The following is a 15028-nucleotide window of genomic DNA, read 5'->3' as shown; positions in this document are numbered from 1 at the left end:
GGTCACCGACAGCCAGGACAGCGCCGAGAGGTCGACGCGCTGCTCCACCCAGTCCTCGAAGCTGCCGGTCTCGCCGCTGCGCTTCACCCGGTGGCCGTAGCAGGAGCGGACATAGCGGTCCTGGCGGCGCACGGTCAGCAGGATCTGCAGCCCCGGCAGTTCCGCCGCCTTGAGGAACTCGATCAGCCGCTCCGTGCCCGCAAAGCCGGTGCGGTCGGTGCCGTGTCCGGGAATGTAGAGATTGGTCAGCGACTCCTCGCTGGCCAGCGCCTTCTTCACCCGCACCTCGGCAAAGACCCGGCGGAAGGACGCAGGCTCCGGCGTGTCCGCGGCGCCCCTCACGTAGTTCAGGCAGGGGCTGAGGATGTCGCTCTTGCGCAGGTCCTTCGGCGACAGCACCCGCACCCCGCCCTCGACCCGCAGCCTGCGGCGGTTGGCGTTCATCCAGCGCTGCAGCGTCGAGGTCGCNCGTCTTCGGTCCGCCNGACATNGCATCAGCACCGACTCGAGCTTCATCTGCGGCNTCGGGCNGCAGCCTCGNGTCTCCGGGGCGGCANGCCTCTGNCCGGNGGCGCCCCCAGAGGCCGGCNGGCGGAGCGGCAGCGGCGGCGGGAGCGGGCTTCGGCGGGCGGGAGGAAAACAGCTTCATGGCCACCTTGAAATATCCGGGAGTGTGCGCTGGATCTAAGGACGGCGCGGCGANGACGGTCAAGAAACGCANATGCCGCACAGGCCTGCGNGCCGCNCGGACCCGCCNTATCCGGNCGAAATGCGCAANCATTATTTCAAAGCANCCCGCTCCCGCATNATACTTAATTGTTTTCNGGTTGACGCCCGGGANTCGCATTGCATAGACAGGCCGCGTTACAGGAAGGNATGCCCCCGATGGAACNTTCGNGATCGTACTTGCAGGAAGACAGCGCATGGGCCGGTGACGNGACCCTGGATGAACCCCATGCGCCCCCGAGTAACTCCGGGGGCTTTTTTGTTTCTGCAAGACCGCGATCCGGAGCCGCTGGGGCTCCCTCGAGGCCGCCATGACGGAGTGGACAAGATGAAGATGACCGGCGCAAAGATGGTTGTTCAGGCCCTGAAGGATCAGGGGGTCGAGGTGGTTTTCGGCTACCCCGGCGGCGCCGTCCTTCCGATCTATGACGAGATCTTCCAGCAGGACGACATCAAGCACATCCTGGTGCGCCACGAGCAGGCCGCCGTGCACGCGGCCGAGGGCTATGCCCGCTCCACCGGCAAGGTGGGCTGCGCGCTGGTGACCAGCGGTCCGGGCGCGACCAACGCGGTGACCGGCCTGACCGACGCGCTGATGGACTCGATCCCGATCGTGGTGCTCTCGGGCCAGGTGCCGACCTTCATGATCGGCAACGACGCCTTCCAGGAAGCCGACACCGTCGGCATCACCCGCCCCTGCACCAAGCACAACTGGCTGGTGAAGGACACGGCCGACCTGTCGAACGTGATCCACCAGGCCTTCCACGTGGCGCGCTCCGGCCGCCCGGGCCCGGTGCTGGTCGACATCCCGAAGGACGTGCAGTTCGCCTCGGCGCAGTATACCGAGATGAAGAAGGCCAAGACCTCGCATTACCAGCCCAAGGTGAAGGGCGATNGCGGAGGCCATCGAGCGCATGGTCGAGCTGATGGAGACGGCCGAGCGGCCGATCTTCTACACCGGCGGCGGCGTCATCAACTCGGGCCCGGCGGCGTCGCAGCTCCTGCGCGAATTCGTGGCGGCCACCGGCTTCCCGATCACCTCGACGCTGATGGGCCTCGGCGCCTATCCGGCCTCGGGCGACGGCTGGCTGGGAATGCTCGGCATGCACGGTCTCTACGAGGCCAACCTGGCGATGCATGACTGCGACCTGATGATCAACGTCGGCGCGCGCTTCGACGACCGCATCACCGGCCGCGTGCAGGATTTCAGCCCGAAATCGCGCAAGGTGCATATCGACATCGACCCCTCCTCGATCAACAAGGTGATCCCGGTGGAGGTGCCGATCATCGGCGATGTCGGCCATGTGCTGGAGCACGCGCTGAACCTGTGGAAGGCCCGCGGCCGCAAGGTCAACAAGGACGGCCTGAAGAAGTGGTGGGCGAAGATCGAGGAATGGCGCAAGGTCGAATGCCTGCGCTACAAGAACTCGGAAACCGTCATCAAGCCGCAATTCGCGCTCGAGCGCCTCGAGGCGCTGACCAAGGGCATGGACCGCTATGTCGCCACCGAAGTGGGCCAGCACCAGATGTGGGCGGCGCAGTTCCTCGGCTTCGAGGATCCGAACCGCTGGCTGACCTCGGGCGGGCTCGGCACCATGGGCTACGGCTTCCCGGCCTCGATCGGCGCGCAGGTCGCGCATCCCAAGAGCCTTGTGATCAACGTCGCGGGCGAGGCGTCGTGGCTGATGAACATGCAGGAGATGGGCACGGCCATGCAGTTCGGCCTGCCGGTCAAGCAGTTCATCCTGAACAACGAGCGCCTGGGCATGGTGCGCCAGTGGCAGCAGCTGCTGCATGGCGAGCGCTACAGCCAGTCCTGGTCCGAGGCGCTGCCCGACTTCGTCAAGCTGGCCGAGGCCTTCGGCGCCAAGGGCATCCAGTGCAAGGATCCGGCAGATCTGGACGACGCGATCATGGAAATGATCAAGTATGACGGCCCGGTGATCTTCGACTGCCTGGTCGAGAAGCACGAGAACTGCTTCCCGATGATCCCCTCGGGCGAGGCGCACAACAAGATGCTGCTGGGCGACGTCCAGGCCACCGACGCGATCCAGGGCAAGGGCGCCGTGCTCGTCTGATCCGGTCCGGGTGCCCTGCGGCACCCGGGTTCCCGCGGGGGCGCTCAGTCCCCGCGAATCCGCATCACGGCAGCCGTCACGATGGCAAAGAGCACATGACCCACCAGCGCCACCCAGGCGATCTGCGCGAAGCCGAGGAAGGGCGGATTTCCCGCCACCAGCGAGGCCATCACGTAGAGCGCGAAGATCCACAGGACCACGCCGTAGAGCGCGGCCGCCGCCAGCCAATGGAGCTGCGGCAGGATCAGGCGGCGCAGCGGCTCGGCCACCAGCACCCAGCCGGCCGGATAGGCGATCATGCCGGCCATGTAGTGCAGCGCATGGGCGCCGGGCAGGCTCTCGGCGCCGATCACGGTGCGGATCACCTGGTTGGCCAGCGGCACGGGGGCGAGTCCGGCGAAGCCGAGCCCCGGGCTGAGGCTCTGGCCGAAGAAATCGAAGGCCACGGTGGCGAAGGCCCCCGCGGTCAGAACGGTGGCAATGCGGTGCGGCAGGCTGTGCAGAAAGGTCATGGACGGGTCGCTCACGGCGGTCATGGGTCTGTCCTCGAAGGCTATGTCAGCGGAATGCCGCCTGTCTACCGCAGCGTGTGCCGCCACATCACCCAGCCCCACGGCGNGGTTCATCCGCCGTGAGATTCCGGCCCCCGGGGCCGCCCGTTCCGCAGGGTCCTGNAAACAATCCGGCCGCCCGGACCGCCTCCGGGCCGCCAATGTTTCAGCCTGCCCCGACAGAGACCGGCCCGGACCCCGGCCCGGCCCCATACATACAGACCCGGAGGTACTCCCGATGTCCGCGCTACAGATCAAGAAAGGCTCGTCGAAGCACTCGGCCTACGATCTCCGCAGCCACATGAGCGAAGTGATGGAGCGCCACACGCTCGCCGTCCTCGTCGACAACGAATCCGGCGTGCTGGCGCGCGTCATCGGCCTGTTCTCGGGCCGCGGCTACAATATCGAGAGCCTGACCGTGGCCGAGGTGGACCATACGGGCCACCGCTCGCGCATCACCGTGGTCACCACCGGCACGCCGCAGGTGATCGAGCAGATCAAGGCGCAGCTGCAGCGGATGGTCCCGGTGCATGACGTGCATGACCTGACCGTCGAGGGCCAGTCGGTGGAGCGCGAGCTGGCGCTCCTCAAGGTGGCGGGCACCGGCGACAAGCGGGTCGAGGCGCTGCGCCTCGCCGACATCTTCCGCGCCAATGTGGTCGACACCTCGCTGGAGAGCTTCATCTTCGAGATCACCGGCACCTCGGAGAAGGTCGATGCCTTCGCCGACCTGATGCGCCCGCTGGGCCTGATCGAAGTGGCCCGCACCGGCGTGGCCGCGCTGAGCCGCGGCGCCGAAGCCTGAGACGCAGCAGGGGGGGGGGCACGCCCCCTCCCGGTCCCTCCCCCGGCCCCGTTCCGGCGGCGGCGCGGCTGGCAGCCGGAATCCGGTTCAGGCGCCGATGCCGGTTCCGATCGGGCAGGTCACGCCGGTGCCGCCGATCCCGCAATAGCCGTTCGGGTTCTTCGCCAGGTATTGCTGGTGGTAATCCTCGGCATAGTAGAAGTCCGGCGCCGGAAGGATCTCGGTGGTGATCGCGCCGAGCCCCGCCGCCTTCAGACGCGGCTGGAAGGCATCCCGCGCGGCCTCGGCCGCGTCTTGCTGCGCCTCCGAACAGGTGTAGATGCCCGAGCGGTACTGGGTGCCGACATCATTGCCCTGGCGCATCCCCTGGGTCGGGTCATGGCCCTCCCAGAAGACCTTGAGCAGCGCCCCGTAGCTGGTCACCGAAGGGTCGTAGATCACCCGCACGACCTCGTTATGGCCGGTCCGCGCGGTGCAGACCTCCTCGTAGATCGGGTTCGGGGTGTGGCCGCCGGCATAGCCGGCCATGGTCAGCCAGACACCCGGCAGCTTCCAGAACATCCGCTCGACGCCCCAGAAGCAGCCCATGCCGAACATCGCCTCTTCCATCCCCCCGGGGACCGGGGCCTTGAGGTCGCGGCCATTGACGAAATGGGTCCGCGCCGTGGGGATGGGATCGGCCCGGCCCGGCAGGGCCTCCGCCGCATCGACCATCCGGGTCTTTGCCGTCTGCATGAAGAACATCGCGCGCTCCTTATTTCCGGTGCTCCCCGAATATAGGCAAGGACCGGGGAAATGCCATCAGGCGGCGCGATAGGCCGCCGTGGCCTCGGCGACCAGCTCCCGGAACCAGCGCGCCGCCGGATCGCCCTGCAGCCGCCGGTGCCAGCCAAGGTACATCTGCATGTCGGGCAGCGTCACCGGCAGCGGCGCCCGGGCGATCCCGGGCCCGCAGGCAGCCGGCGGCGGCATCGACCGGCTCGAACCGGACGCGGTCGCCCGCCTCCAGCAGGAACGGATCGGCACGGCGCGGATCGAAGAGCCGCACCGGCGTCGCCCCGAGGAACCGCCAGCCCGAGGGACCGGCCACGGAATTGATGTTGCCCTGCTTGCCGCCGATGCCGACCGCGCCTGCCGGAACCAGCTGGCGCGGCTGCGGCAGGCGCGGGGCATGCAGGATCTCGGGCAGCCCGCCGAGATAGGCGAAGCCAGGGGCGAAACCGATCATGTAGACGCGGTATTCGGCCCCCGAATGCAGTGCGATCAGCTCCTCGGGGGTCATGCCCTTCTCTTCGGCAAGGCTCTCGAGGTCGAGCGCGGCCGGGCCGCCGTAATGCACCGGCACGTGCCACAGCCGCCCGGTCTCCGCTCCGGTCTCTAGCCCTGCATAGAGCGCCAGCAGCGCTTCGCCGAGTGCCGCGCCGCGGATCCGCTCGGGATCGTAGCGCACGAGAAGCGAGCGGTAGGTCGGCACGCGCTCGGTGACGCCCGGGATCGCACCGCTTTCGACGGCCAGGTCGAGTGCGGCGGCCAGCGCGATGATCCGCCGGTTGGCGCCTTCGTCGACGGCTTCGGAGATCTGGAAGGTCAGCGCCTGGTCGCCCGAGGGGAGCAGGCGCGGGATGTAGCCAGCGTTCGGCATCAGCGGTCCGCCATCATGTTCGGCACCACGTCGACGATGCCCGGCACCACGGCGATGAGCACGACGAAGCCCGCGAGGATCAGGAAGAACGGCAGGGTGGCGCGCGTGATCTTGCCGATCGAGTCTCCGGTGATCCGCTGGATCACGGTCAGGTTGAAGCCCACGGGCGGGGAAATCTGCGCCATCTCGATCACGACCACCAGGAAAATGCCGAACCAGACCTTGGAATAGCCTGCTGCTTCGATCAGCGGCAGGGTGATCGGCAGCGTCATCACGATGCAGCCCAGTCCTTCCATCACGGTGCCGAGGATCACGTAGAAGACCAGCAGCATCAGGATCAGCGCCAGCGGCGACAGGCCCCAGCCCTCGATCGTGCCGGCGATGTAGCGCGGCAGGCCGAGATAGCCGATGGCGGTGGAGAGGAACATGGCGCCGATCATGATCAGGCCGATCATGGCGCAGCTGTCTGCTGCGGCGCGGCAGGAGGCCAGGAGGCCGCGCAGGTCCAGCGTCCGCTGGAAGATGCCGATGGCCATGGCGCCGAAGACACCCACCGCGGCCGCTTCGGTCGGCGAGGCGAAACCGGCATACATCGAGCCGATGACGATGAAGATCAGAACCATGAGCGGTCCCAGGTCCTTCAGCGCGCGCAACTTCTCGACAAAGCTCGTAGGCGCGGGCGGCGTGCCGACCAGGGATGGGTTCATCACCGCGCGCAGGCCGAGATAGCCCATGTAGGCGGCGGCGATCATCAGCCCCGGCAGGATGCCCGCGATGAAGAGGCGCAGTACCGATTCCTCGGCCATGACGCCGTAGATGATCATGATCGTCGAGGGCGGGATCAGGAAGCCGAGCGTGCCGGCGCCCGCCAGCGATCCGGTCACCAGCCCGCGGTCATAGCCGCGGTCGAGCAGCTGTTTCGCGGTGATCCGGCCGACCGTCGCGGTGGTCGCAGCCGACGAGCCGCAGACCGAGGCGAACATGGTGCAGCCGAGAACGGTCAGGTGGCTCAGGCGGCCGGGCACGCGGCGCAGCCAGGGCGAGAGGCCGGTGAACAGCGCCTCGGAAATCTTGGTGCGGAACAGCAGCTCCGCCATCAGGATGAAGAGCGGCAGTGCCAGCAGTTCCGCCGAGGAGAGCACGTTGAAGGCTTGCTGCGCGATCAGCTTCTCGACCGGCATGTTGGGCTTGAAGAGGGCGAGCATGCCCGCGCCGCTGCCGATCAGGCCGAGCCCGATCCAGACGCCGGAGCCGAGCAGCAGGGCCAGGAGCCCGAGCAGTGTGAAGGAAATCTTGGCCATGGGATCACTCCAGTCCGGAACCAGCGGGAAGGCCTTCGCCGCGGACCAGCCGCAGGAACTGGGCGGCAAGCTGCAGGCAGAGGAGGATGGCGCCGAAGGCCAGCACCGACTGCGGCAACACGAGCGGAATTCGGACGACCGAGGCAGAGGTGGAGCCGCGCTCGAAGCTGAGCCAGGCCATCTGGCCGATTGCCCAGGCCAGCATGACGGCGGCGGCAAGTCCCGCGAAGCACGCGAAGAGGTCGAGCGCGTGCGCCGCTTTCGGCGGCAGGTTCTCGGCCAGGCCGGTGACGCGCACGTGGCTGCCGGATTTCAGCGCGCTGGCGCAGGACAGCATGAAGCACGACCCCATCAGGTAGGCGGCGACATCCCAGGAAAAGGAGATCGAGGTATTGGCGAGGTTGCGGGCCAGCACCTCGGCTCCGACGAGTCCGAAGATCGCCAGCAGGCAGAGCGCGGCAGCAACATTGGCGATGTCGGCCAGCCGGTCGGCAGGCGCGATGAACCAGGCGAAGCGGCCCGCGGCAGGGCCGGAGGGATCGTCGGGGGCAGGGTGGGAAGGCTTGCTCTGCATGCGGTCTCCGCTATCGGGAATTCGGGGAAGGCGCTGCCCCGGAGGGGGAGGGAGGGACAGCGCCGTCCGGCCGGAAGCAGCCGCCGCGGGGATGCGCGGCAGCCGCAGGTTGGCGGGCAGGCGTCAGTCGCGCGCGTCCAGGTAGGCGTCGACCACCGGCGCGGCCTCCGGCACGCGTTCCTTGAAAGCGTCCCACAGCGGCAGCGCCTTCTCCAGCAGCTCCGCCTTCAGCTCGGCCGAGGGGGCGGTGACGGTCATGCCGTGCTCTTCGAGGGTGGCGATCTTGCTGGCATCCTCGGCGCGGGAATTCAGCCAGAACTGGCCTTCCATGGCTGCCGCGGCGTCCTCGATCGCCTTCTGGTCCCCGTCCGACAGGTCGTTCCAGGCGTCGAGATTGACGGTTACGATGTTGGAGGAAGCCTGCCAGTTGAAGGTGCTCATGTTGTCCATGAACTCCCAGAACGCGCCGTCCACGCCCGAGGAGGAGGAGGTCGTGACGCCCTCGATCGTGCCGGCGGCCAGGGACGGGATCACCTCGCCCCAGGGCATCTGCACCGGCGCGGCGCCGAGCGCCTCGAAGAAGTCATGGCCGTTGGCATCGACGACGCGGATCTTCAGGCCGGAGATGTCCGCCAGCGTCTCGATCGGTTCCGGCGAGAACACCGCCTGGCCCGGCCAGGGGGTCATGTAGAGCAGCTTCTGGTTCATCTCGCCTGCGATCTTCTCGATCAGCGGGCGGTAGAACTTGTGCAGAAGCGCCAGGTCCTGGCTGGTCGGCGCCAGGAAGGGCAGGGTCTCGACGCCGAGCGCCGGGTTCTCGCCGACCTGCTGGCTCATCAGGATGTCGGCGATCGGCACGATGCCGTCGCGGACCGCTGCCATGCCTTCCGGCCCCTTGATGCCGAGCGCGCCGCCGGAATGGATGGTGATGTTCACCTCGCCGTCGGTCACTTCCTTCACCTTCTCTGCGAAGGCCATGGCGTTCTGCGTGTGGAAGTTTCCTTCCGGCCAGACCACGGACATGTCCCAATCGGTCTCGGCAAGCGCCGGGGCTGCGGCAGCGACGGTGAGAAGCGCAGCCAAAGCCGCGTTATGTCCCTGTTTCATATGTATTTTCCTTGCTGGTAGAGGCAGTTTGTCAGCCACTCGAGGCTTGCCATTTCAGTATACCAGCAGTATCCCGGACGAAACCGGCAACGTCGCGATTGCGAATGTAGCGCTGCAAAATGACTACTTTTTGCGCGCAAGCCGACCCAGTCGATGACAAAGAGTGCAACAGAGGAATGACATGACCCGGACGATCGACCTGAACTGCGACATGGGCGAGAGCTTCGGCGCTTGGACCATTGGCGACGACGCCGCCATGCTGGACCTTGTTTCCACGGCAAATATCGCCTGCGGCTTCCATGCCGGCGACCCCGTGGTGATGCGCCGGACGATTCGCCTGGCGAAGGAGAAGGGCGTTTCCGTCGGTGCGCATCCCTCCTTCGCCGATCTCTACGGATTCGGCCGCCGCCGCATCTCGGGCGAGCGCCCCGAGGATCTGGAGGCGCAGCTGATCTACCAGATTGCCGCGATGCGCGGCATGGCCGAGATCGAGGGCCACGCCATGACCCATGTGAAGACGCATGGCGCGCTCGGCAACATGGCCGCGGTCGATGCCGATCTTGCCGCGCTCTGCGTGCGTGCGGTCAAGGCCGTCGATCCCTCGCTCACCTATGTCTCGTTGCCCTATTCCGAGACCTATGCCGCCGCCGAGAAGGCGGGGCTGGCCGTTGCCTGCGAGATCTATGCCGACCGCAGCTATACCGACCAAGGCGAACTGACCCCGCGCAACCAGCCCGGCGCCGTGATCCATGACCCTCAGGAAAGCCTGGAGCAGGTGCTGGAAATGGTCGTGAACGGCCACATTCCGACCACTGGCGGCAAGCGGCTGCCCGTGGAACCCGCCACGCTCTGCGTCCATGGCGACACGCCCGGCGCCGTCGAGATGGCCCGCACGCTGCGGGCCGCGCTCGCCGAGAATGGCGTCGGCATCTCCCCCTTCGCCCGTCCCTGACCCTTCCCGAAGTACAAGTAACGAGACCTCCCCAATGACCCGCATCGTCTATCTCAACGGCTCCTGGCTGCCCGAAACCGAAGCGAAAGTGTCGATCTTCGACCGCGGTTTCACCATGGCCGACGCCATCTACGAAGTGACCTGCGTGCTTGACGGCATGCTGATCGACTACGGTCCCCATGCCGCCCGCCTGAAGCGCTCGGCAGCGGCGCTCGGCATTCCCGTGCCGCTCTCCGACGAGGAACTGCTTGATGCGCACCGCCAGATCGTCGCGATGAACAAGCTCGACCAGGGCATGATCTACCTCCAGCTGACCCGCGGCGAGCAGGACCGCGATTTCGCCTATCCGCCCGAGGACACGCCGCCGACGCTGGTGATGTTCACCCAGGCCAAGAACGCCCTGAAGAACCCGGCGGCCGAAAAGGGCATCAAGATCGCCACCGTCCCCGACCTGCGCTGGGGGCGCCGCGACATCAAGACGGTGCAGCTGCTCTATCCGTCGATGGCCAAGATGGAGGCCAAGGCACGCGGCTGCGACGATGCCTGGCTGGTCGAGGATGGCGTCGTGACCGAAGCCTCTTCCGCCACCGCGCATATCATCACCGGCGGCAAGCTGATCACCCGCGAGCTGTCCCATGCGCTCCTGCCCGGCGTCACCCGCGCAGGTGTTCTGGAGCTGGCCGGACGCCACGGGCTGGAGATCGAGGAACGCGCCTTCACCGTCGCCGAGGCCCGCGCTGCCGACGAAGCCTTCATCACCTCGGCCACGAATTTCGTGCTGCCGGTGGTCTCGATCGACGGCGCCACGATCGGCACCGGCCGTCCCGGCCCGGTCGCGCGCGACCTGCGCCAGCTCTATATCGACACCCGCCGCGCCGCCGCGATCTGAGGAGGCCGCAATGACACATCTGATCGACCGGACCTCGTCCGGCGTCTACATCATCGCCGCCACCCCCTTTGCCGGGGACGGCAGCGTCGACTATGCCAGCATCGATACGCTGGTCGAATTCTACCGCGGCCACGGCGTCACCGGCATGACCGTGCTCGGCATGATGGGCGAGGCCGACAAGCTGACCCAGGAAGAGCGCCGTGCCGTGCTCGACCGTTTCCTCTACCGTGCGGGCGACATGCCCGTGGTGGTGGGCGTCTCCGACGCCGGTCTCGGCAATCTCGCCGATCTGGGTCGCTACGCCATGGACAAGGGCGCGGCCGGGGTCATGGTCGCCCCGAACCGCGGCCCGGCCCGCGAGGACCGGGTGGAGGGCTATTTCCACGCCGTCGCCCAGGCGCTCGGCCCGGACGTGCCTCTCTGCTTCCAGGATTTCCCGCTGGCGACCGGTGTGCCGGTCTCTGCCGGGCTGATCCGCAGGCTGTCGAACGACCTGCCGCAGATGGTGATGCTCAAGCACGAGGACTGGCCGGGGCTGACCAAGATCTCGGCGCTGCGGGAGCATGAAGCCGGGGGCGATGTTCCGCGGCTGTCGATCCTGTGCGGCAATGGCGGACTCTACCTGCCGCAGGAACTGGCGCGCGGCGCCGATGGCGCGATGACGGGCTTCGCCTATCCGGAGGCGCTGGTGCGCTGCGTGGAGCTGTTCCGCGCCGGGAAGGCGGATGAGGCCGAGGACCTGTTCGACGCCTATGTCCCGATCCTGCGCCACGAGCAGCAGCCGGGCTGGGGCCTCGCGCTGCGCAAGCATGTGCTGACGAAGCGCGGCGCCATCGCCCATTCCGGCACCCGTGCGCCGGGGCCGAAACTCAATGCAACCGACATCGCCGAGCTCGACCGGCTGATGGCCCGCACCGAAGCCAAGCTGGAAGGACTCTGACCCATGGATCTCGGACTGAACGGAAAGCGCGCGCTGGTTCTCGCCTCCTCGCGCGGACTCGGCCGCGGTGTCGCGGCGGCGCTGGCAGCTGAGGGCGCCTCCGTCCTGCTGACCGGGCGCGACGAAGCCGCGTTCGTCGCGGCAGCGGCGGAGATCAATGCCGCGGGGCAGGGGCAGGCACAGTGGGTCGCCTCCAACCTCGCCGATCCGGATTTCGCGGCGAAGCTCGCGGAAGCCGCCGGTGAACGGCTCGGCGGCGTCGACATCCTCGTCAACAACACCGGCGGGCCGAAGCCCGGCGGGGCGCAGGCGATGACGGCGGATGCCGTCATGGCGGCCGCGCAATCCATGGTCGCGCCGGTGATCGGCCTGACCACCGCGCTGCTTCCCGCCATGCGCGCGGCGGGCTGGGGCCGCATCCTGACGCTCGCCTCCTCGGGGGTCGCGCAGCCGATCCCGAATCTCGCCCTGTCGAACACGCTTCGCGCCGCGCTCTCGGGCTGGTCGAAGACGCTGGCCTCCGAAGTGGCTGCCGACGGCGTGACCTCGAACCTGCTGCTGCCGGGGCGCATCCATACCGACCGGGTTGACCAGCTTGATGCCGCCGCCGCCGAGCGCCAAGGCAAGGAGATCGACGCCGTGCGCGCGGCCTCCCGCGCCACGATTCCGGCCGGACGCTATGGCCGCGTCGAGGAATTCGCTGCCGTCGCGGCTTTCCTCTGCTCCGCTCCGGCTTCCTATGTCACCGGCGGCATGATCCGCTGCGACGGCGGCATGATCCGCGGGATCTGAACCCGCTTGGCCGGGCCCGGAAACGGGCCCGGTGTCACTCAGCTTGGATGGCCGGGGGCCGAACCTTCCTGCGAAGGCGCGGAGTCCGGGCCCGGTGCCGATGGTCAATCCGCATCGACCCCGGGAAGGCGTGCGGCGTTTTTCAACGGGGGTGCCATCAGCGCCCGTGTTCAGGCTGTACGCTCCCCCGTCCCGGCCGTGGGCCCGCCTCCGACTGTTCCCCTGGGGAGCGCGTCGGCGGCCCCTTGGCCTCTCGGCATCTCTTCCGGCCGTTCCGGGCCGAGCCAGGCGCAACCGATCGGCGTCCAGCAGCGCGTGCCGCCTGACCAGCGCGCGGACCTGCAGGTGGCGTCCAGCCGTCCGCTCGGTCTGCGGCTTTCATCTTGCTTGGTATATCATGCATCGTCCTTGGCGGCGCGGGGGCCGTCATTGCCGACCGCGGCGACGACCGTCACGCCATGCGCCCGGGCCGAGCCGATGCCCCGGTCGAGCAGCTTGTTGTAGGGGCCTGCCAGGCTGACATTGACGAGGCTGCCCCCTGCGCCGCCATCCAGTCAAGCGCCTGCAGAAGGCTGTCGACCCCGGCTTCCTGCTGGCCGCGCGCCGACGTGCCGACCACGGCCGCACTGTAGAGCGTGACGCCGGAGAGGCGGCGGGGATCGGCCAGCAGGACGGCGATCTCGGTGCCGTGGAGGACCGGAGCGGGCGTCCCGCGCTGGAAGCGTTCCTCGACGATCCGGACTTCCGACAGCTCGGGCAGCGCGGCGTCGATGCCGGTGTCGATCATGCCGATCGGTCCCTGGGCAGGACAGGGCCGGTCCGGCCAGCCCATCATCGCGGTCGCGTAGTCGAGCCCGGCGCGCGCGGGATTCTGCGCGGCAATGCGGTAGGCGTGGTTCACCCCCGCCGTCGCCGAGGGCTCCAGCGCCTCGAGCGCGGCAATGGCGCCCGGCCCGTCAATTCCGCTCCCCCGACTATTTCAGCAGCCTGCTACGCCCGATAGCCGGCCGGGGCGCCTTCGGGCGTTTTCCTCCGCGGCCTGGCGAACGGGGCATCCCATCTCGGCCGCGCCGGAATGCCGGACTCGGTCCTGCCCCTGTCGCAGGGCGGCCCGGTTCGTCTGCAGCGGGGACCGCCGCAAAGGCCGGACGGAGCCACAGGCGCCGACGGGGAATGACGTCCTGCGGGCTGGCCGGAGGCCATCCCGGACTGCGGACATGGAAGGGACGGGTCAATGTGCAGCGGCGGGAAGGGCGGTGCCTTGGCCGCTTTCGGTCAGGGCGCAGGAGGTGCGCTGGACAAGGCGGTTCTTGTCGTCGATCCGCTGCAGCCGTTCCTCGATGTTTTCCTGGAACTGGTCGAGCTGCCGGATCACGCTTGTGAGGTTGTCGCCGGTGTTGCGCAGCCTGGCGCCCTCGATCTTGCACATCATGCGCGTCGCGCCGAGCCCGGTGATCAGCCGCTTCATGTCGCGCACGGACAGGCTGAACCGCTCGGCCTGGCGCGCGACCAGAACCATGCCGTCCTGCGCGGCCGCGTCATGTGCAGCGGCCTGGGTTTCCAGCATCCGCGCCTCGGCCGCCACGTCCATATGCGCGTCGAGCCCGGTTTCGCGGGGAAAGGCAGCAGCCATTTCCTGCTGGATCTGCGCCATGCATTGCCGGAAGAGCGCCTGTTCCACCGCCTTGCGGATATCGGCGAAGGCGCCGCCCGACTCGTCGGCGAAACTGCGCATCCAGCCGCCGATTTCCTCCGAGAGGATGCCGTAATTGGCCGAGATCACGCTGATCGGACCGCCGGCCGCTTCGAGCCGCGAGGCGAGGATGCGCATGTTGTAGGGGATGCCGCGGATGCTTTCGAACACGGCCGAGAGTTCGCGGGTCTGGGCTGCGACGTCGGCCACGGCTGCGGAAATCGTGCGGAACGGCTCCAGCCAAGGGCCGGGGCTGCGGCCGAGCGCGCGGGCGCGTGCCTCGGTCTCCGCAGCCAGCGCATGCGACATGAAGGCGCCGTAGCTGGGGAAGCCCAAGTCCGCCAGCCGCGAGAGCAGGCGCTCCGCCGAGGCTTCGGGGTCGAGCTCGCCGCTGCGCTCGCGCGCCAGCAGCGCGGCATATTCCGCCTCGACCGTCTTCAGCAGCGGGCTGAGCGGCTTCAGCCGGACCGAGAGATAGCCGCCCTTGACCGGGGTGACGATGGCGAAGACCCAGTAGTGCAGCCCGTCGCAGGCCATGTTCTTGACATAGGCGCCGATCGGCTCGCCCGCCTTGATCGTCGCCCAGAGCAGGTGGAACACGCCCTTCGGCATGTCTTTGTGGCGGATGATCTTGTGCGGCGCGCCGATCAGCCGGTCCCAGGGGTGGTCCGCCACGCGCTGGAACACCGTGTTGCCGGTGGCGATCACCCCGCGGGGATCGGTGCGGGAGAAGAACAGTTCCCCGGCAAGGAACGGGGCCTCGCCCTTGGCGGGGCGGTGCAGGCAGGTGGAGGGCGGCCTCATGCCGGGCCCGGCACGGGCTGTGCTGTTCCGATATCTGTCACGCGGCTCCTCCGGTTTTCGCGGCATCGCCCGCTGCTGCGGGGCGGCGATGCCGCGACCCTAGGCGACTCGCGGTTTGCGAAGGCTTAATGGCGCCGGGCCGCCCGGCGGGTGTTTACCTCGGCCTTTTGCCTG

13 protein-coding genes and 1 pseudogene are annotated in these 15028 nt (G+C 68.2%); 6 read left to right on the top strand and 8 right to left on the bottom strand.

Annotated elements, in window-relative coordinates; translation table 11 throughout:
• The first annotated feature begins 1054 nt into the window (after positions 1 to 1054).
• A pseudogene (locus C7T91_RS20110) lies at positions 1055 to 2804 on the top strand (acetolactate synthase 3 large subunit).
• Positions 2805 to 2848: 44 nt separating this feature from the next.
• Here C7T91_RS20110 and C7T91_RS20105 read toward each other — a convergent pair.
• Positions 2849 to 3340, bottom strand: coding sequence for a hypothetical protein (locus tag C7T91_RS20105; RefSeq protein ID WP_236638353.1), 492 nt, complete (start codon positions 3338 to 3340; stop codon positions 2849 to 2851).
• Positions 3341 to 3593: 253 nt separating this feature from the next.
• Here C7T91_RS20105 and ilvN point away from each other — a divergent pair, with 253 nt between their 5' ends.
• Positions 3594 to 4160: an acetolactate synthase small subunit gene (gene ilvN / locus C7T91_RS20100; RefSeq protein WP_108260761.1), complete on the top strand. Its 567-nt coding sequence runs from the start codon at positions 3594 to 3596 to the stop codon at positions 4158 to 4160.
• An 87-nt stretch (positions 4161 to 4247) separates the two neighbouring features.
• On the opposite strand, the gene msrA is transcribed toward ilvN, so the two are convergent.
• The 5 genes from msrA to C7T91_RS20075 all read right to left on the bottom strand — a co-directional run bounded on the left by msrA (position 4248) and on the right by C7T91_RS20075 (position 8784).
• The gene (gene msrA, locus C7T91_RS20095) at positions 4248 to 4904 is read right to left on the bottom strand and encodes a peptide-methionine (S)-S-oxide reductase MsrA (RefSeq protein ID WP_108260760.1); all 657 of its coding nucleotides are present in this window, start codon (positions 4902 to 4904) and stop codon (positions 4248 to 4250) included.
• A 10-nt stretch (positions 4905 to 4914) separates the two neighbouring features.
• Positions 4915 to 5802, bottom strand: a complete 888-nt coding sequence (pxpB, locus tag C7T91_RS20090) for a 5-oxoprolinase subunit PxpB (protein ID WP_108260759.1) — start codon at positions 5800 to 5802, stop codon at positions 4915 to 4917.
• On the bottom strand, positions 5802 to 7103 hold the full coding sequence (locus C7T91_RS20085) for a TRAP transporter large permease (RefSeq protein WP_108260758.1): 1302 nt from the start codon (positions 7101 to 7103) through the stop codon (positions 5802 to 5804). The genes pxpB and C7T91_RS20085 overlap by 1 nt, the downstream gene beginning before the upstream one ends.
• Before the next feature lie 4 nt (positions 7104 to 7107).
• The gene (locus C7T91_RS20080; RefSeq protein ID WP_108260757.1) at positions 7108 to 7677 is read right to left on the bottom strand and encodes a TRAP transporter small permease subunit; all 570 of its coding nucleotides are present in this window, start codon (positions 7675 to 7677) and stop codon (positions 7108 to 7110) included.
• 123 nt (positions 7678 to 7800) lie between these two features.
• Positions 7801 to 8784 carry a TRAP transporter substrate-binding protein gene (locus C7T91_RS20075; protein WP_108260756.1) on the bottom strand — a complete coding sequence of 328 codons (984 nt, stop codon included), beginning with the start codon at positions 8782 to 8784 and terminating at the stop codon, positions 7801 to 7803.
• Between the two features lie 181 nt (positions 8785 to 8965).
• Here C7T91_RS20075 and C7T91_RS20070 point away from each other — a divergent pair, with 181 nt between their 5' ends.
• From C7T91_RS20070 to C7T91_RS20055, 4 genes are read left to right on the top strand one after another with little or no spacing between them, the layout of a single operon-like run.
• On the top strand, positions 8966 to 9736 hold the full coding sequence (locus tag C7T91_RS20070; protein ID WP_108260755.1) for a LamB/YcsF family protein: 771 nt from the start codon (positions 8966 to 8968) through the stop codon (positions 9734 to 9736).
• A 34-nt stretch (positions 9737 to 9770) separates the two neighbouring features.
• Positions 9771 to 10625 (top strand): D-amino-acid transaminase, encoded by an 855-nt coding sequence (locus tag C7T91_RS20065; protein WP_108260754.1) that lies wholly within the window; start codon positions 9771 to 9773, stop codon positions 10623 to 10625.
• Positions 10626 to 10635: 10 nt separating this feature from the next.
• Entirely contained in the window at positions 10636 to 11565 is a 930-nt protein-coding gene (locus tag C7T91_RS20060; RefSeq protein ID WP_108260753.1) for a dihydrodipicolinate synthase family protein, read from the top strand.
• 3 nt (positions 11566 to 11568) lie between these two features.
• Positions 11569 to 12357: an SDR family oxidoreductase gene (locus tag C7T91_RS20055; protein ID WP_108260752.1), complete on the top strand. Its 789-nt coding sequence runs from the start codon at positions 11569 to 11571 to the stop codon at positions 12355 to 12357.
• A gap of 451 nt (positions 12358 to 12808) precedes the next feature.
• Here the strand turns inward: C7T91_RS20055 and C7T91_RS20050 are convergent, their stop codons facing one another.
• Both C7T91_RS20050 and C7T91_RS20045 read right to left on the bottom strand, forming a co-directional pair.
• Positions 12809 to 13258, bottom strand: coding sequence for a S8/S53 family peptidase (locus C7T91_RS20050; protein ID WP_108260751.1), 450 nt, complete (start codon positions 13256 to 13258; stop codon positions 12809 to 12811).
• Between the two features lie 330 nt (positions 13259 to 13588).
• A complete protein-coding gene (locus tag C7T91_RS20045; protein ID WP_108260750.1) occupies positions 13589 to 14854 on the bottom strand; it encodes a PAS domain-containing protein in 1266 nt (421 codons plus the stop codon).
• Positions 14855 to 15028 lie beyond the last annotated feature (174 nt).

It is taken from the genome of Mangrovicoccus ximenensis (assembly GCF_003056725.1).
GTDB lineage: Bacteria > Pseudomonadota > Alphaproteobacteria > Rhodobacterales > Rhodobacteraceae > Mangrovicoccus > Mangrovicoccus ximenensis.
The sequence above is the reverse complement of the archived record's forward strand: the minus strand, read 5'-3'. Positions and strand labels throughout refer to the sequence as shown.